Origin of the sequence: Enterobacter cloacae complex sp. 2024EL-00227 (assembly GCF_043945315.1) — a bacterium.
GTDB classification, from domain to species: Bacteria; Pseudomonadota; Gammaproteobacteria; order Enterobacterales; family Enterobacteriaceae; genus Enterobacter; species Enterobacter roggenkampii.
The window spans coordinates 20,390-37,748 of the sequence record NZ_JBIMQP010000002.1 but is presented as its reverse complement, the minus strand read 5'-3'; the positions used below and the strand labels follow the sequence as shown (position 1 = coordinate 37,748).

The 17,359-nt window shown below is 55.0% G+C and carries 19 protein-coding genes; all 19 read left to right on the top strand.

The genetic code is table 11. From position 1 onward, the window contains the following. The first annotated feature begins 63 nt into the window (after nucleotides 1–63). The gene (gene plsX / locus ACHH0Z_RS03135; protein ID WP_021240758.1) at nucleotides 64–1,098 is read left to right on the top strand and encodes a phosphate acyltransferase PlsX; all 1,035 of its coding nucleotides are present in this window, start codon (nucleotides 64–66) and stop codon (nucleotides 1,096–1,098) included. A 6-nt stretch (nucleotides 1,099–1,104) separates the two neighbouring features. After that, nucleotides 1,105–2,058 carry a beta-ketoacyl-ACP synthase III gene (locus tag ACHH0Z_RS03130; RefSeq protein ID WP_008500797.1) on the top strand — a complete coding sequence of 318 codons (954 nt, stop codon included), beginning with the start codon at nucleotides 1,105–1,107 and terminating at the stop codon, nucleotides 2,056–2,058. A gap of 15 nt (nucleotides 2,059–2,073) precedes the next feature. Further along, a complete protein-coding gene (gene fabD / locus ACHH0Z_RS03125; RefSeq protein WP_008500796.1) occupies nucleotides 2,074–3,003 on the top strand; it encodes an ACP S-malonyltransferase in 930 nt (309 codons plus the stop codon). Nucleotides 3,004–3,015: 12 nt separating this feature from the next. Beyond that, nucleotides 3,016–3,750 (top strand): 3-oxoacyl-ACP reductase FabG, encoded by a 735-nt coding sequence (gene fabG, locus ACHH0Z_RS03120; protein WP_008500795.1) that lies wholly within the window; start codon nucleotides 3,016–3,018, stop codon nucleotides 3,748–3,750. 154 nt (nucleotides 3,751–3,904) lie between these two features. Next, the gene (gene acpP, locus ACHH0Z_RS03115; protein ID WP_003857954.1) at nucleotides 3,905–4,141 is read left to right on the top strand and encodes an acyl carrier protein; all 237 of its coding nucleotides are present in this window, start codon (nucleotides 3,905–3,907) and stop codon (nucleotides 4,139–4,141) included. Nucleotides 4,142–4,232: 91 nt separating this feature from the next. Then, nucleotides 4,233–5,474, top strand: coding sequence for a beta-ketoacyl-ACP synthase II (gene fabF, locus ACHH0Z_RS03110; protein ID WP_008500794.1), 1,242 nt, complete (start codon nucleotides 4,233–4,235; stop codon nucleotides 5,472–5,474). A 121-nt stretch (nucleotides 5,475–5,595) separates the two neighbouring features. Then, nucleotides 5,596–6,405, top strand: coding sequence for an aminodeoxychorismate lyase (gene pabC / locus ACHH0Z_RS03105; protein ID WP_045406619.1), 810 nt, complete (start codon nucleotides 5,596–5,598; stop codon nucleotides 6,403–6,405). Nucleotides 6,406–6,407: 2 nt separating this feature from the next. Further along, the gene (gene yceG / locus ACHH0Z_RS03100; protein WP_045406617.1) at nucleotides 6,408–7,430 is read left to right on the top strand and encodes a cell division protein YceG; all 1,023 of its coding nucleotides are present in this window, start codon (nucleotides 6,408–6,410) and stop codon (nucleotides 7,428–7,430) included. Further along, a complete protein-coding gene (gene tmk, locus ACHH0Z_RS03095; RefSeq protein WP_008500791.1) occupies nucleotides 7,420–8,061 on the top strand; it encodes a dTMP kinase in 642 nt (213 codons plus the stop codon). Before yceG ends, tmk begins: the two co-directional genes overlap by 11 nt. Beyond that, nucleotides 8,058–9,062, top strand: a complete 1,005-nt coding sequence (gene holB / locus ACHH0Z_RS03090; RefSeq protein WP_008500790.1) for a DNA polymerase III subunit delta' — start codon at nucleotides 8,058–8,060, stop codon at nucleotides 9,060–9,062. The genes tmk and holB overlap by 4 nt, the downstream gene beginning before the upstream one ends. Nucleotides 9,063–9,072: 10 nt before the next feature. Then, nucleotides 9,073–9,867, top strand: a complete 795-nt coding sequence (locus tag ACHH0Z_RS03085; protein WP_008500789.1) for a metal-dependent hydrolase — start codon at nucleotides 9,073–9,075, stop codon at nucleotides 9,865–9,867. Nucleotides 9,868–10,164: 297 nt separating this feature from the next. Continuing rightward, nucleotides 10,165–11,598, top strand: a complete 1,434-nt coding sequence (gene ptsG, locus ACHH0Z_RS03080) for a PTS glucose transporter subunit IIBC (RefSeq protein ID WP_008500788.1) — start codon at nucleotides 10,165–10,167, stop codon at nucleotides 11,596–11,598. 246 nt (nucleotides 11,599–11,844) lie between these two features. Continuing rightward, nucleotides 11,845–12,204 carry a purine nucleoside phosphoramidase gene (gene hinT / locus ACHH0Z_RS03075; protein WP_008500786.1) on the top strand — a complete coding sequence of 120 codons (360 nt, stop codon included), beginning with the start codon at nucleotides 11,845–11,847 and terminating at the stop codon, nucleotides 12,202–12,204. A 1-nt stretch (nucleotide 12,205) separates the two neighbouring features. Beyond that, the gene (locus ACHH0Z_RS03070; protein WP_008500785.1) at nucleotides 12,206–12,580 is read left to right on the top strand and encodes a YcfL family protein; all 375 of its coding nucleotides are present in this window, start codon (nucleotides 12,206–12,208) and stop codon (nucleotides 12,578–12,580) included. 10 nt (nucleotides 12,581–12,590) lie between these two features. Then, nucleotides 12,591–13,238 carry a penicillin-binding protein activator LpoB gene (lpoB, locus tag ACHH0Z_RS03065; protein WP_045326975.1) on the top strand — a complete coding sequence of 216 codons (648 nt, stop codon included), beginning with the start codon at nucleotides 12,591–12,593 and terminating at the stop codon, nucleotides 13,236–13,238. Continuing rightward, complete coding sequence (gene thiK / locus ACHH0Z_RS03060; RefSeq protein WP_045406615.1) at nucleotides 13,219–14,031, top strand: thiamine kinase; 813 nt, start codon at nucleotides 13,219–13,221, stop codon at nucleotides 14,029–14,031. The genes lpoB and thiK overlap by 20 nt, the downstream gene beginning before the upstream one ends. A gap of 23 nt (nucleotides 14,032–14,054) precedes the next feature. Beyond that, the gene (nagZ, locus tag ACHH0Z_RS03055) at nucleotides 14,055–15,080 is read left to right on the top strand and encodes a beta-N-acetylhexosaminidase (protein WP_032655375.1); all 1,026 of its coding nucleotides are present in this window, start codon (nucleotides 14,055–14,057) and stop codon (nucleotides 15,078–15,080) included. Between the two features lie 34 nt (nucleotides 15,081–15,114). Continuing rightward, nucleotides 15,115–15,657, top strand: coding sequence for an alpha/beta hydrolase YcfP (ycfP, locus tag ACHH0Z_RS03050; protein WP_008500781.1), 543 nt, complete (start codon nucleotides 15,115–15,117; stop codon nucleotides 15,655–15,657). A gap of 237 nt (nucleotides 15,658–15,894) precedes the next feature. After that, nucleotides 15,895–17,199, top strand: coding sequence for an NAD(P)/FAD-dependent oxidoreductase (locus ACHH0Z_RS03045; protein ID WP_008500780.1), 1,305 nt, complete (start codon nucleotides 15,895–15,897; stop codon nucleotides 17,197–17,199). Nucleotides 17,200–17,359: the final 160 nt, after the last annotated feature.

Below are 17,359 nucleotides of genomic sequence, written 5' to 3'. Positions count from 1 at the left end.
TAGGCTTAGTGAGGAGCTCCCCGTGCAAACGGGGAACTTACCGAACCAGGCTGCGACGATACCTTGACACGTCTAACCCTGGCGTTAGATGTCATGGGGGGAGATTTTGGCCCTTCCGTGACAGTGCCTGCAGCATTGCAGGCACTGAATTCTAATTCGCAACTCACTCTTCTTTTAGTCGGCAATCCCGACGCAATCACGCCATTACTTGCAAAAGCTGACTTTGAACAACGTTCACGTCTGCAGATTATTCCTGCGCAGTCAGTTATTGCCAGTGATGCCCGACCCTCGCAGGCGATTCGCAACAGCCGCGGCAGCTCAATGCGGATAGCGCTGGAGCTGGTGAAAGAAGGACGAGCCCAGGCTTGCGTCAGCGCGGGTAATACCGGCGCGCTGATGGGACTGGCGAAATTGTTGCTCAAACCGATTGACGGTATTGAGCGCCCGGCGCTGGTGACGGTGTTGCCGCATCAGCAGAAGGGCAAGACGGTGGTGCTTGATTTGGGCGCGAACGTCGATTGTGATAGTACAATGCTGGCTCAGTTTGCCGTAATGGGATCGGTGCTGGCAGAAGAAGTGGTCGGGATCAACACTCCCCGTGTTGCGTTACTGAACATTGGTGAAGAAGAGACCAAAGGCCTGGACAGCATTCGCGAAGCAGCTGAATTGCTCAAACAGGTTCCCTCCATCAACTATATTGGTTATCTCGAAGCCAATGAGTTGTTGACGGGTAAAACGGATGTTCTGGTCTGCGATGGCTTCACCGGAAACGTAACGTTGAAGACCATGGAAGGGGTCGTGCGGATGTTTCTTTCTCTGCTGAAATCACAGGGAGAGGGCAAAAAAAGCGCCTGGTGGCTGATTTTATTGAAGCGTTGGTTACAAAAGAGCCTGACGCGGCGATTCAGTCACCTCAACCCCGACCAGTATAATGGCGCCTGTCTGTTAGGATTGCGCGGCATCGTGATTAAGAGTCATGGCGCCGCCAATCAGCGAGCATTTTCTGTCGCCATTGAACAGGCAGTGCAGGCGGTGCAGCGACAAGTCCCTCAGCGGATTGCCGCTCGCCTGGAATCTGTATTAGCTAAAAGTGACTGAGCGTACATGTATACGAAGATTTTAGGTACCGGCAGCTACCTGCCAAAACAAGTGCGTACCAACGCCGATCTGGAAAAAATGGTAGATACGTCTGACGAGTGGATTGTCACGCGCACAGGTATCCGTGAACGTCGTATCGCCGCGCCAGACGAAACCGTGTCCACCATGGGTTACGAAGCCGCACAGCGTGCTATCGAGATGGCGGGCATTGATAAAGAACAGATCGGTTTGATCGTGGTGGCCACGACGTCTGCTACACATGCTTTCCCAAGCGCGGCATGCCAGGTGCAGAATATGCTCGGCATTAAAGGTTGCCCGGCGTTTGACGTTGCCGCTGCGTGTGCAGGTTTTACCTATGCGCTGAGCGTTGCCGATCAGTACGTGAAGTCCGGAGCCGTCAAATATGCGCTGGTGATCGGTGCTGACGTGCTGGCGCGTACCTGCGATCCAACCGATCGCGGAACGATCATTATTTTTGGTGATGGTGCGGGCGCGGTGCTGCTGGGGCAGTCCGAAGAGCCGGGTATCATCTCTACGCATCTGCATGCTGATGGCAGCTACGGTGAGCTTTTGACCCTGCCTAACGCCGATCGCGTTAATCCGGACAACTCGATTTACCTGACCATGGCAGGGAACGAGGTGTTCAAGGTGGCGGTGACTGAGCTTGCGCACATTGTTGATGAAACGCTGGAAGCGAATAACCTTGAGCGCTCCGCGCTCGACTGGCTGGTGCCGCATCAGGCGAACCTGCGTATCATCAGCGCGACCGCGAAAAAGCTGGGCATGTCGATGGATAACGTTGTGGTGACGCTGGATCGTCACGGCAACACCTCTGCGGCGTCAGTACCGTGCGCATTTGATGAAGCGGTACGCGACGGGCGAATCAAACGGGGCCAGCTGGTCTTGCTTGAAGCCTTCGGTGGCGGGTTCACCTGGGGTTCCGCGCTGGTTCGTTTCTAGAATAAGGGTTAAAAAATGACGCAATTTGCTTTTGTGTTCCCGGGTCAGGGCTCTCAAACCGTTGGGATGTTGTCTGAAATGGCAGCACACTATCCGGTCATTGAAGAGACTTTCCGTGAAGCTTCTGATGCACTGGGTTATGATTTATGGGCGCTGACCCAGCAGGGCCCGGCCGAAGAACTGAACAAAACCTGGCAGACACAGCCAGCGCTGCTGACAGCGTCTGTTGCGCTGTGGCGTGTCTGGCAGCAGCAGGGCGGTAAAGCGCCTGCGCTGCTCGCGGGCCATAGTCTGGGTGAATACTCAGCGCTGGTCTGTGCCGGTGTGATCGCGTTTGCTGACGCCGTACGTCTGGTGGAACTGCGCGGTAAATTCATGCAGGAAGCGGTGCCAGAAGGCACAGGTGGCATGTCTGCTATCATCGGTCTGGATGATGCTGCGATTGCAAAAGCGTGTGAAGAATCTGCTGAAGGGCAGGTGGTTTCACCGGTTAACTTCAACTCGCCGGGCCAGGTGGTTATCGCTGGTCATAAAGAAGCGGTTGAGCGTGCCGGTGCTGCCTGTAAAGCTGCTGGCGCGAAACGCGCGCTGCCGCTGCCGGTCAGCGTGCCGTCCCACTGTGCGTTAATGAAGCCAGCCGCCGAGAAACTGGCGGTTGAGCTGGAAAAAATTACGTTTAACGCACCGACGATTGCCGTTGTGAACAACGTCGATGTGAAATGCGAAACCGCGCCGGAAGCTATCCGCGACGCACTGGTTCGCCAGCTCTACAGCCCGGTACAGTGGACCAAAACCGTTGAGTTTATGGCCGCTCAGGGCGTTGAGCATCTGTATGAAGTCGGCCCAGGGAAAGTCCTCACCGGTCTGACGAAACGTATTGTTGACACCCTGACAGCCTCGGCGATTAACGAGCCGGAAGCGATGTCAGCGGCACTCTCGCAATAAAAGAGGAATACCATGAGTTTTGAAGGAAAAATCGCCCTGGTGACTGGCGCAAGCCGCGGTATCGGGCGTGCAATTGCTGAAACACTGGTTGCGCGCGGCGCGAAGGTGATTGGTACAGCAACCAGCGAGAATGGCGCGCAGGCCATCAGCGAGTATCTGGGTGCGAACGGTAAAGGTCTGGTACTGAATGTGACCGAACCAGCATCTATCGAATCTGTTCTGGAAAATATTCGCGCAGAGTTTGGTGAAGTGGATATTCTGGTCAATAATGCCGGGATCACTCGCGACAACCTTCTGATGCGAATGAAAGATGACGAGTGGAACGATATTATCGAAACCAACCTGTCATCTGTATTCCGTCTGTCAAAAGCGGTAATGCGCGCTATGATGAAAAAGCGTCATGGTCGTATTATCACTGTTGGTTCTGTGGTTGGTACCATGGGAAATGCTGGTCAGGCTAACTACGCTGCGGCGAAAGCAGGTCTGATCGGTTTCAGTAAATCGCTGGCGCGTGAAGTCGCGTCCCGCGGGATTACTGTAAACGTTGTTGCTCCGGGCTTTATTGAAACGGACATGACGCGTGCGCTGACCGATGAGCAGCGTGCGGGTACACTGGCGGCAGTTCCGGCGGGTCGTCTTGGCGATCCTAAAGAAATCGCCAGTGCGGTTGCATTTTTAGCCTCTGACGAAGCGGGTTACATCACTGGTGAGACCCTCCACGTCAACGGCGGGATGTACATGGTTTAATCACGATCGAAAATATTTGCGTTATTAGGGCAAATGGCCTCAAAATAACGTAAAATCGTGGTAAGACCTGCCGGGATTTAGTTGCAAATTTTTCAACATTTTATACACTACGAAAACCATCGCGAAAGCGAGTTTTGATAGGAAATTTAAGAGTATGAGCACTATCGAAGAACGCGTTAAGAAAATTATCGGCGAACAGCTGGGCGTTAAGCAGGAAGAAGTTGTGAACTCCGCTTCCTTCGTTGAAGACCTGGGCGCAGATTCTCTTGACACCGTTGAGCTGGTAATGGCTCTGGAAGAAGAGTTTGATACTGAGATTCCGGACGAAGAAGCTGAGAAAATCACCACCGTTCAGGCTGCCATTGATTACATCAACGGCCACCAGGCGTAAGTGAACATCTCCAGGCGGTCATTCGACCGCCTGAGTTTTATCTTTTTTAGTCCCACGAATCTCTTTTTTTATCCCTCCCTGGAGGACAAACGTGTCTAAGCGTCGTGTAGTTGTGACCGGACTTGGCATGTTGTCTCCTGTCGGCAATACCGTAGAGTCCACCTGGAAAGCTCTCCTTGCCGGTCAGAGCGGCATCAGCCTAATCGACCATTTCGATACTAGCGCCTATGCAACGAAATTTGCTGGCTTAGTAAAGGATTTTAACTGTGAAGAGATCATCTCGCGCAAAGAACAGCGCAAGATGGATGCCTTCATTCAATATGGAATTGTCGCTGGCGTTCAGGCCATGCAGGATTCTGGCCTTGAGATTACGGAAGAGAACGCAACCCGTATCGGCGCTGCTATCGGCTCCGGGATTGGCGGTCTTGGCCTGATCGAGGAAAACCATACATCGCTGATGAATGGCGGACCGCGTAAGATCAGCCCGTTCTTCGTTCCGTCCACGATTGTTAACATGGTGGCAGGTCACCTGACCATTATGTTCGGCCTGCGTGGGCCAAGCATTTCTATCGCTACCGCGTGTACGTCTGGCGTGCATAACATCGGCCAGGCCGCGCGTATCATTGCGTACGGCGATGCAGATGCTATGGTTGCGGGCGGTGCTGAAAAAGCCAGTACCCCATTGGGTGTCGGTGGCTTTGGTGCAGCGCGTGCTCTTTCTACCCGTAACGATAATCCTCAGGCGGCGAGCCGTCCGTGGGATAAAGACCGCGATGGTTTCGTGTTGGGTGACGGCGCAGGTATGCTCGTGCTGGAAGAGTACGAACATGCGAAAAAACGCGGTGCGAAAATTTATGCTGAAGTCGTTGGCTTTGGTATGAGCAGCGATGCTTATCACATGACCTCTCCTCCGGAGAACGGTGCGGGTGCTGCGCTGGCGATGGAAAACGCGATCCGTGATGCGGGTATTACCCCAGCGCAGATTGGCTACGTTAACGCTCACGGTACCTCTACGCCAGCGGGCGACAAAGCTGAAGCGCAGGCTGTGAAGTCTATCTTCGGCGAGTCTGCCAGCCGCGTACTGGTTAGCTCCACGAAATCTATGACCGGTCACCTGCTGGGTGCTGCGGGTGCAGTAGAGTCCATCTACTCTATCCTTGCGCTGCGCGATCAGGCTGTTCCGCCAACCATCAACCTGGATAACCCGGATGAAGGTTGCGATCTGGACTTCGTTCCTCATGAAGCGCGCCAGGTTAGCGGTATGGAGTACACCCTGTGTAACTCCTTCGGCTTTGGCGGCACGAATGGTTCTCTGATCTTCAAAAAGGTCTGAGCCTGACGGCCCGAAAGCTATAAAAAAAGGTCCGCTTGCCGGGCCTTTTTTATTAAGCCTAATCTTCTTGTCGGTTGCATGGCATCCTGCCAGACTAAACGCCCACGCATAAGGAGCCACCATGTTTTTAATTAATGGCCTTGAGCAAGACACGCTGCCGGCAAGCGACAGGGCGACGCAGTTTGGCGATGGCTGCTTTACGACTGCGCGTATTCTGGAAGGTGACGTGTGCTTGCTTGATGCACACCTCCGCCGTTTACAAGACGCCTGCCAGACGTTACTGATCCCTTTTACGCAGTGGGAAATTCTTGAACATGAGATGCGTCAGCTGGCGTCAGGTAAAACCAGCGGTGTCTTAAAGGTTATCATTAGCCGAGGCAGCGGTGGGCGGGGGTACAGCGGTGCCGCCTGTCAGCATCCAACACGTATTCTCTCTGTTTCAGCTTATCCTGCTCACTATGCGCGCTGGCGTGAAGAGGGCGTGACGTTGACGCTGAGCCCGGTGCGGCTGGGGCGAAACCCGATGCTTGCCGGACTAAAACATCTTAACCGCCTTGAACAGGTGCTTATTCGTACTCATCTTGAACAGACGGACGCCGATGAGGCGCTAGTCCTTGACAGCGAAGGGTTCATTACGGAATGCTGTGCGGCTAATTTACTCTGGCGGAAGGGCCGTGAGGTCTTCACCCCTTCGCTGGCGCAGGCTGGCGTTAACGGCATCATGCGCCAGTTTTGTTTGCAACAGCTGGCACATGCAGGCTTTCGCGTTGTCGAAGTAAACGCGAAGGAAGAGGCGCTGCTGTCCGCCGATGAAGTTGTGATCTGCAATGCGTTGATGCCTGTTTTCGCCGTCCGTGCGTATGACCAACAGCGCTGGTCTTCGCGCGAGCTGTTCCAGTTTTTAGCCCCGATATGTGAGCAAACCAGATAGTCATGAAGAAAATGTTGCGTTTTGTCCTTCTCCTTATTATTGCGCTGGGCATTGCTGGCGGAGCGGGAGTATGGAAAGTCCGCCAGCTGGCGAACAGTAAAATCTTGATTAAAGACGAGACGATTTTTACCCTGAAAGCCGGTACCGGGCGGATGGCGCTGGGCGAGCAGCTTTACGGGGATAAAATCATTAACCGTCCTCGTGTGTTCCAGTGGTTATTGCGTATTGAGTCTGACCTATCTCACTTCAAGGCTGGTACCTACCGCTTTACGCCCGGCATGACAGTCAGAGAGATGCTGCAACTCCTGGAAAGCGGTAAAGAAGCCCAGTTCCCGCTGCGTTTTGTCGAAGGTATGCGCCTGAGCGATTACCTCAAACAGCTGCGCGATGCGCCGTATATCAAACATACCCTGAAGGACGACAGCTACCAGACGGTGGCCGACGTGCTCAAGTTTGAGCATCCCGAGTGGGTAGAGGGCTGGTTCTGGCCGGATACCTGGATGTACACCGCAGGCACGACCGATGTGGCGATCCTGAAGCGGGCACACAAAAAAATGGTCGCCGCCGTGGACGCCGCCTGGGAAGGGCGAATGGATGGTTTACCTTATAAAGATCAAAATCAGTTTGTTACCATGGCCTCGATTATCGAGAAAGAGACCGCCGTTGCTGCTGAACGCGATCGGGTGGCGTCAGTATTTATCAATCGTCTGCGCATTGGTATGCGCCTGCAAACCGACCCTACCGTCATCTACGGCATGGGAGAGAACTATACGGGCAAGATTTCCAGAAAAGATCTGGAAACGCCAACGGCGTATAATACCTACGTGATTAGCGGTTTACCGCCTGGCCCGATTGCCACGCCGAGCGAGGCTTCTCTCAAAGCCGCCGCGCACCCGGCGAAAACACCGTATCTCTATTTTGTGGCTGATGGAAAAGGGGGGCATACCTTTAACACCAACCTTGCCAGCCACAATCGCTCTGTTCAGGACTATCTGAAGGCACTTAAGGAAAAAAATGCGCAGTAAATACATTGTCATTGAGGGACTCGAAGGAGCGGGTAAAACCACTGCCCGCAACGTAGTGGTGGACACGCTGAAATCGCTTGGCGTCGCCGACATGGTCTTCACCCGCGAGCCGGGCGGTACGCAACTTGCGGAGAAACTGCGCAGCCTGGTGCTGGATATTAAATCCGTTGGCGACGAAGTTATCACTGACAAAGCCGAAGTGTTGATGTTCTACGCGGCGCGCGTACAGCTGGTTGAGACGGTGATCAAACCCGCGTTGGCCGAGGGTAAATGGGTGATCGGCGATCGCCACGATCTGTCGACTCAGGCCTACCAGGGCGGGGGACGCGGTATTGACCAGACGATGCTGGCAACGCTGCGCGATGCCGTACTGGGTGATTTTCGCCCCGACCTGACGCTCTATCTGGATGTTACGCCGGAAGTGGGCCTCAAACGCGCCCGCGCGCGCGGCGAGCTGGACCGCATTGAACAAGAGTCCTTTGATTTCTTTAACCGCACCCGTGCGCGCTATCTTGAGCTGGCGGCACAGGATAGCGCTATTCGTACCATCGATGCGACGCAGTCGCTGGATGACGTCACGCACAACATCCAGCAGACCGTTACGCAGTGGGTACAGGAGCAGCAGGCATGAAATGGTATCCATGGTTGCGTCCGCACTTTGAGCAGCTGATCGGCAGCTATCAGGCGGGGCGGGGGCATCATGCGTTACTGATTCAGGCATTGCCAGGGATGGGGGATGAGGCGCTAATTTATGCCCTCACCCGTTTTCTGATGTGCCAGCAGCCGGAAGGGCACAAAAGCTGTGGTAAGTGCCGCGGCTGCCAGCTGATGCAGGCGGGCACACATCCTGACTACTACACCCTTGAGCCTGAGAAGGGCAAGAGCGCGCTGGGTATTGATGCCGTGCGTGAAGTTAGTGAAAAATTGTACGAACATGCGCGTCTGGGTGGCGCTAAGGTCGTCTTGCTCAAAGACGCCACCCTGCTGACCGAGGCGGCGGCTAACGCCCTGCTTAAGACTCTTGAAGAGCCGCCGGAAAAAACGTGGTTTTTCCTCTCGTGCCGCGATCCGGGACGATTGCTGGCGACGTTGCGCAGCCGCTGCCGTCTTCATCACCTTGCGGTGCCTCAGGAATCATGGGCGCTGAGCTGGCTGGAGCGAGAGGTGACAACGTCACCTGAAAGTGCGCTGTCCGCCTTGCGCCTGAGTAGCGGCGCGCCCGCGGCGGCGCTGGCCTTGCTGCAACCTGACGTCTGGTCACAGCGAGAAGCGCTCTGCCGGGCCGTTGAAGCGGCGCTGAATAACAACGACTGGCTAAGCTTACTCCCGACACTTAACAGCGATAGTGCCGTTGAGCGTCTGCACTGGCTGGCCGCGTTGCTGCTGGATGCCCTTAAAATTCAGCAAGGGGCAACGCTGCTGACTAACCCTGACGCGTGGCCACTGGTGAGTACGCTGGCGAACCGCCTCTCCGGCGCGATTCTTCATGCGATGCTTCATGAAGTTTGCCAGAGCCGCGAACAGCTTTTAACCGTGACGGGACTTAATCGCGAGCTTTTACTGACCGACCAGTTACTGCGCATTGAACATTACCTGCAACCCGGCGTCACACCGCCAGTTTCCCATCTCTGAGAGAGACATTATGTTTTTAGTCGACTCACACTGCCATCTTGATGGCCTGGATTATCAATCCCTGCATAAAAACGTGGATGACGTGCTGGAAAAAGCCGCTGCCCGCGATGTGAAATTCTGCCTTGCGGTGGCGACGACGCTGCCGGGTTATCGCACCATGCGTGAGCTGGTGGGCGTTCGCGACAACGTGGTGTTCTCCTGCGGCGTGCATCCGCTGAATCAGGACGAGGCGTATGACGTTGAGGAACTGCGCCGACTGGCAGCAGAAGAGGGCGTGGTGGCGATGGGGGAGACCGGCCTGGACTATTTTTACACGCCGGAAACGAAACCGCGGCAGCAGGAGTCCTTCCGCCATCATATCCGCATTGGCCGCGAACTGAACAAGCCGGTCATTGTGCATACCCGTGATGCGCGTGCCGATACCCTGGCGATCCTTCGGGAAGAAAACGTGACGGATTGCGGTGGCGTACTACACTGTTTCACAGAAGACAGAGAAACGGCGGGTAAACTGCTTGATTTAGGGTTTTATATTTCGTTTTCCGGGATCGTGACGTTCCGTAACGCTGAGCAGCTCCGGGATGCCGCGCGTTATGTTCCGCTCGATCGCATTCTGGTGGAGACAGACTCTCCGTATCTGGCCCCGGTTCCGCATCGCGGTAAAGAGAACCAACCGGCGATGACGCGAGACGTGGCTGAGTACATGGCCGTACTGAAGGGCGTCAGCATCGAAGAGCTGGCCCGCGTGACCACGGAAAACTTCTCAACGCTGTTCCATATTGACCCCGCCCGCCTGCAATCTGTCTGATACACCTGTTTTTTTTAGGCTCGTAATTAATAAATAAAACGAGTAAAGTTCACCGCCTCATTTGGGGCGGTGAGGGTGTTTTTAGACACATCCGGACATGCTTTTTGTAAATAACTGAAAGTTTTTCGACCGCCTTAAGCTGAAACGTGATAGCCGTCAAACAAACTCAGAGGGAATTATTTTACTCTGTGTAATAAATAAAGGGCGCTTAGATGTCCTGTCCACGGCACGGTACTCCCCCCGGGCCAATGCGTGAAAGCGTAAAAAAAGCACAAATACTCAGGAGCACTCTCAATTATGTTTAAGAATGCATTTGCTAACCTGCAAAAGGTCGGTAAATCGCTGATGCTGCCAGTATCCGTACTGCCTATCGCAGGTATCCTGCTGGGTGTCGGTTCTGCTAACTTCAGCTGGCTGCCAGCCGTAGTGTCCCATGTGATGGCCGAAGCAGGCGGTTCTGTCTTTGCTAACATGCCACTGATCTTCGCGATCGGTGTGGCTCTGGGCTTCACCAATAACGACGGCGTATCTGCGCTGGCTGCAGTGGTTGCTTACGGCATCATGGTGAAAACCATGGCTGTGGTTGCGCCGCTGGTTCTGCATTTACCGGCAGAAGAGATCGCCGCGAAACACCTGGCGGACACCGGTGTTCTGGGCGGTATCATTTCCGGTGCGATTGCAGCGTACATGTTCAACCGCTTCTATCGCATCAAGCTGCCTGAGTACCTGGGCTTCTTCGCGGGCAAGCGTTTCGTTCCGATCATCTCTGGTCTGGCAGCGATTTTCACTGGCGTGATCCTGTCCTTCATCTGGCCACCAATCGGCTCCGCTATCCAGACCTTCTCTCAGTGGGCTGCTTACCAGAACCCGGTTGTGGCGTTTGGTATCTACGGCTTCATCGAGCGTTGCCTGGTGCCATTCGGTCTGCACCACATCTGGAACGTTCCATTCCAGATGCAGATTGGTGAATTCACCAACGCAGCAGGCCAGGTATTCCACGGCGATATCCCACGTTACATGGCGGGTGACCCAACTGCAGGTAAACTGTCTGGTGGCTTCCTGTTCAAAATGTACGGTCTGCCAGCAGCGGCGATTGCTATCTGGCACTCTGCTAAGCCAGAGAACCGTGCAAAAGTGGGCGGTATCATGATCTCCGCAGCGCTGACCTCGTTCCTGACCGGTATCACCGAGCCGATCGAGTTCTCCTTCATGTTCGTTGCGCCGATCCTGTACGTTATCCACGCGATTCTGGCGGGCCTGGCGTTCCCAATCTGTATTCTGCTGGGTATGCGTGACGGTACGTCCTTCTCTCATGGTCTGATCGACTTCATCGTTCTGTCCGGTAACAGCAGCAAACTGTGGCTGTTCCCAATCGTGGGTGCGTGCTACGCCGTTGTTTACTACACCATCTTCCGCGTGCTGATTAAAGCACTGGACCTGAAAACCCCAGGCCGTGAAGATGCGACAGAAGACAGCAAAGCTGGCGCGACCAGCGAAATGGCTCCGGCACTGGTTGCCGCGTTCGGCGGTAAAGAGAACATCACTAACCTGGACGCGTGTATCACTCGTCTGCGTGTGAGCGTTGCCGACGTCGCGAAAGTAGACCAGCCGGGTCTGAAAAAACTGGGCGCAGCGGGCGTGGTTGTTGCAGGTTCTGGTGTACAGGCAATTTTCGGTACGAAATCCGATAACCTGAAAACCGAAATGGATGAATACATCCGCAACAACTAAGCTGTGACCTGGGGAGACTAAGGCAGCCGAATGGCTGCCTTTTTTATTTCTGTCTTAAAAAAATGCAGCAGCACGCTTTAACGGTCACTCTTCGTTCAGCTGATGAACATTCAGGAAAGAAATCGAGGGAGGAGGTTGAAAGGACAGGAGAAACTCGCTCATACTCTTGAATTGTGTCACGCACTCAACCAGAGCGTGTGTTAACAGCAATTGCTCGCGCCAGATTAAACAAAAAAGGAAAAGGTCATGGCTGAAGAAACGATTTTCAGTAAAATTATCCGTCGCGAAATCCCGTCGGATATCGTCTATCAGGATGAACTGGTAACGGCTTTCCGGGATATTTCCCCTCAGGCCCCGACGCACGTCCTTATCATTCCCAATATTCTGATTCCGACCGTAAACGACGTAAAAACCGAGCATGAAGTGGCGTTAGGTCGTATGCTGACGGTGGCCGCGAAAATCGCTGAACAAGAAGGCATTGCAGAAGACGGTTACCGTCTGATCATGAACTGCAACCGTCATGGTGGTCAGGAAGTTTATCATATTCACATGCATCTGCTGGGTGGACGTCCTCTGGGGCCGATGCTGGCACATAAAGGTCTTTGATATGCGTAAAGGGCGTATTGCAGCGCTGGTATTGACGATGATGATTGTGGGGTGCAGCTCGCGCCCGGCGATCCCCGTGAACGATGAACAGACGCTGGTGATGGAATCCTCCGTGCTTGCCGCGGGCATCACGGCGCAACAACCCGTGCTGACCATCAGTGAAATCAATTCCTCTGCCTCCTCTACGCTCTTTAATGAAAGACATGAACCCGTGACGGTCCACTACCGTTTTTTCTGGTATGACGTAAGAGGTCTTGAAATGCATCCGCTGGAGGCGCCGCGCAGCGTCACCATTCCGGCCAGATCGTCGGTAACGCTCTATGGCAGCGCCAACTATCTGGGTGCGCATAAGGTGAGACTTTATCTTTATCTCTAAGGGGTGAACCTTGATTAAAAACTTGAGCCGCTATGCGCTCGTGACAGCTTTCGCGCTGTTCCTGGCGGGGTGTGTGACCCGAACTGAACAGCCAGCGCCTGTGGAAGAGGCGAAACCGGGCACTGAACAGCCGACACAGCCAACGCAGCCGCAGCCAACCGTGCCGTCTGTGCCGTCTATACCGGCACAGCCAGGCCCGATCGAGCATCCGGACCAGACGTCGCAGCCCACGCCGCGCGTGCGCCATTACGACTGGAACGGCGCAATGCAGCCCATGGTCGGCAAAATGCTGCAGGCACAGGGCGTGACGGCAGGTAGCGTGTTGCTGGTTGATAGCGTAAACAACCGTACCAACGGTTCGCTGAACGCGGGCGAAGCGACAGAAACCCTGCGCAATGCGCTGGCAAACAACGGTAAGTTTACGCTGGTCTCCGCCCAGCAGCTCGCGGTAGCCAAACAGCAGCTTGGCCTGTCGCCACAGGATAGCCTCGGCACACGCAGCAAGGCGATCGGCATTGCCCGTAACGTTGGCGCACAGTATGTGCTGTACTCTAACGCCACCGGTAACGTGAATACACCGGCCCTGCAGATGCAGCTGATGCTGGTTCAGACAGGCGAAATTATCTGGTCAGGTAAAGGTGCGGTTACGCAACAATGACAGCACGCGTGAAGAGATTCTGACGCGCTATTTTCCTCAGTACCGCCTTATCGCGCCGCAGGCCCACTCCGGGCTTGGCGGCGCGAGTTGCATTATAGCGCAGGGGGAACGACGCCTGGTCTTGCGGCAACATCACGACCCCTATGCGCCTGCCTCCCATTTCCGTCGTCAGTTTCGCGCCCTGAGGCGTCTTCCGTCAGATCTCGTGCCTGCACCCCGTTTTTTCAGAGAGAGCTGGATGGCCGTCGACTATCTGGACGGTGACGTGAAAAGCGCGCTGCCGGACACGCCGGCGCTCGCGGCAATGCTGTATCATCTGCACCGGCAGCCACGTCTGGGATGGCGAATCACGCTATACCCGCTGCTTGAACGCTACTGGCAGCAGGCCGCGCCAGACAGACGCACTCCAGTGTGGCTGGCACATCTCAAGCGGTTGCGTAAAGCAGGCGAGCCGCAGCCGATTCGGCTATCGCCGCTGCACATGGATGTTCATGCCGGAAATATTGTGCATACGGCAGAGGGCATCAGGCTCATCGACTGGGAATACGCCGGAGATGGCGATGTGGCGCTGGAGCTGGCGGCAGTCTGGACGGAGAGTGACGACGCGCGGCAGACGCTTATCAGGAACTACGCCGAGGTGGCGCACATTGACGCCGACGCGCTCAGGCGTCAGGTCAAACGCTGGCGGCCATGGGTCGTCATGTTAATGGCTGGCTGGTTTGAAATGCGCTATCAGCAGTCAAGAGACAAACATTTTATTGCGCTGGCAGACGATGCCTGGCGTCAGTTATAAACGAAAGGATAAGAGAGGTGGATGTGGGTCCAGTCATGTTGGATGTAGAAGGGTTTGAACTGGATGCGGAGGAGCGTGAAATTCTGGCGCATCCGCTGGTGGGGGGCCTGATCCTGTTTACCCGCAACTATCACGATCCGGCGCAGCTGCGCGAGCTGGTGCGCCAGATCCGCGCCGCGTCGCGCAATCATCTGGTGGTCGCCGTCGATCAGGAAGGCGGACGCGTGCAGCGTTTTCGCGAAGGGTTTACCCGCCTGCCGGCGGCCCAGTCTTTTGCCGCGCTGCTCGGCACGGAAGAGGGCGGGAAACTGGCGCAGGAGGCCGGCTGGCTGATGGCCAGTGAAATGATTGCCATGGATATCGACATCAGTTTTGCCCCGGTTCTGGACGTGGGGCATATCAGCGCCGCCATTGGCGAGCGCTCGTACCATGACGATCCGCGCATTGCGCTGGCCATGGCGACCCGCTTCATTGACGGCATGCACGATGCCGGGATGAAAACCACCGGGAAACACTTCCCTGGCCACGGGGCGGTAACGGCGGACTCGCATAAAGAGACCCCGCGCGATCCGCGCCCGGAAGCGGAAATTCGCGCCAAAGATATGTCGGTGTTCAGGTCGCTTATCACCGACAACAAGCTGGATGCCATCATGCCTGCGCACGTGATTTACAGCGACGTTGACCCACGTCCTGCCAGCGGCTCTCCGCACTGGCTGAAAACCGTTCTGCGTCAGGAGCTGGGCTTCAATGGCGTGATTTTCTCTGACGATCTATCGATGGAAGGGGCGGCGATTATGGGCAGCTACGCTGAACGCGGTCAGGCGTCGCTGGATGCAGGTTGCGATATGATCCTGGTCTGCAATAATCGTAAAGGTGCCGTTAGCGTGCTGGATAACCTGTCGCCGATCAATGCAGAGCGTGTTACACAATTGTATCATAAAGGTTCATTTAGCCGTCAGGAGCTGATGGATTCGGCGCGCTGGAAGACGGTCAACGCCCGGCTTGAAGACCTGAATGAGCGCTGGCAGGCACATAAAGCCAGCCTGTAAACCCTCCCGGAAGGCGTAGCGTGGTGAGAAGACGATGATCATCTATTTACACGGTTTTGACTCAAATAGCCCTGGTAATCATGAGAAGGTGCTGCAGCTGCAGTTTATCGATCCGGATGTCCGGTTGATCAGCTACAGCACGCGCCATCCGAAGCATGATATGCAGCACCTGCTCAAAGAGGTGGACAAGATGTTGCAGCTCAACGTCGACGATCGGCCGTTGATTTGCGGCGTGGGGCTGGGCGGCTACTGGGCAGAGCGGATTGGCTTCCTGTGCGACATCCGCCAGGTCGTATTCAATCCCAACCTTTTCCCGAACGAAAACATGGAAGGCAAAATCGACCGCCCGGAAGAGTATGTCGATATTGCGACCAAGTGCGTCAGCAATTTTCGGGAGAAAAACCGTGACCGCTGCCTGGTGATCCTGTCGCGTAACGATGAGGCGCTCAACAGCCACCGGGCTGCAGAACTGCTGCATCATTACTATGAAATTGTCTGGGACGAAGAACAGACCCACAAGTTTAAGAATATCTCCCCGCATCTGCAGCGCATCAAAGCCTTTAAAACGCTGGGCTAAACTACAGCCTGCCACTTCAGAAACCCGGTCGCAAACGCGCACCGGGTTTCTTTTTGTCCAGAATTGTCTACTTTTAAGCCATCAAAACTTGATGCATATCAATTTTGGTATGACCAATGCGCCTGACGTGGTATTCTCAATGCACCTGAATGGTTTCAGTGCTGTAACCTGTTGTTAATTAAGGGTTATTTTTATAACTTTTAATTAACAATTGGTTAATAATTTGAGGGGGTCACGTTGACTACGCCATTGAAAAAGATAGTGATTGTAGGCGGTGGTGCTGGCGGGCTGGAGCTGGCGACACAGTTGGGTAAGAAGCTGGGGCGCGGTAAAAAAGCCAAAATCACGCTGGTGGATCGTAACCACAGCCACCTGTGGAAACCGCTGCTGCACGAAGTGGCGACCGGCTCTCTGGATGAGGGCGTGGACGCGCTCAGCTATCTGGCACACGCGCGCAACCATCATTTCCAGTTCCAGCTGGGCTCGGTGGTGGACATCAACCGTGAAAGCAAAACCATCACTCTGGCAGAACTGCGTGATGAAAAAGGGGAGCTGTTGGTTCCTGAGCGCAAGCTGCCGTACGACACCCTGGTCATGGCGCTGGGCAGTACCTCCAACGACTTCAACACGCCGGGCGTGAAAGAGCACTGTATCTTCCTCGATAACCCGCACCAGGCGCGTCGTTTCCATCAGGAAATGCTGAACCTGTTCCTGAAGTACACCAGCAATATGGGTGCGAACGGTAAGGTCAATATCGCCATTGTCGGCGGCGGTGCGACGGGCGTTGAGCTGTCCGCTGAGCTGCACAATGCGGTGAAGCAGCTGCACAGCTACGGTTACAAAGGGTTAACGAACGAAGCGCTGAACGTCACGCTGGTCGAAGCCGGTGAACGCATTCTGCCTGCGCTGCCTCCGCGTATTTCCGGTGCGGCGCACAATGAACTCACCAAGCTGGGCGTGCGGGTGCTGACGCAGACCATGGTGACCAGCGCCGACGAAGGCGGCCTGCACACCAAAGACGGCGAGTATATCAAAGCGGATCTGATGGTCTGGGCGGCAGGTATCAAAGCGCCTGACTTTATGAAAGATATCGGCGGCCTGGAAACCAACCGCATTAATCAGCTGGTCACGGAGCCAACGCTGCAAACCACGCGTGACCCTGAAATCTTTGCTATCGGTGACTGCGCCTCCTGCGCCCGTCCTGAAGGTGGATTCGTGCCGCCGCGCGCCCAGGCTGCACACCAGATGGCAAGCCTGGTCCTGCACAACATTCTGGCGCAGTACAAAGGCAAGCCAATGAAGGCCTATGTTTACAAAGACCACGGTTCTCTGGTGTCTCTGTCAAACTTCTCAACCGTCGGCAGCCTGATGGGCAACCTGATGCGCGGCTCGATGATGGTAGAAGGGCGCATTGCCCGCTTCGTGTACATCTCCCTGTACCGTATGCACCAGATTGCGCTGCACGGCTACTTCAAAACCGGGCTGATGATGCTGGTGGGCAGAATCAACCGCGTGATCCGTCCGCGTCTGAAGCTGCACTAATCTTTCACTCCCTCCGGGCTCTCCGGAGGGAGTTTTTAGCATTTCATGCTGTAGATCACAGTTTGACTGCTTAAGAGTTCTCCTAAATAGAATATATCTCCTCGCTATGCCCCTTTTTTGATCCTTTATCTGATTGGCGAAGCCGTGCCTCCATTGCAAA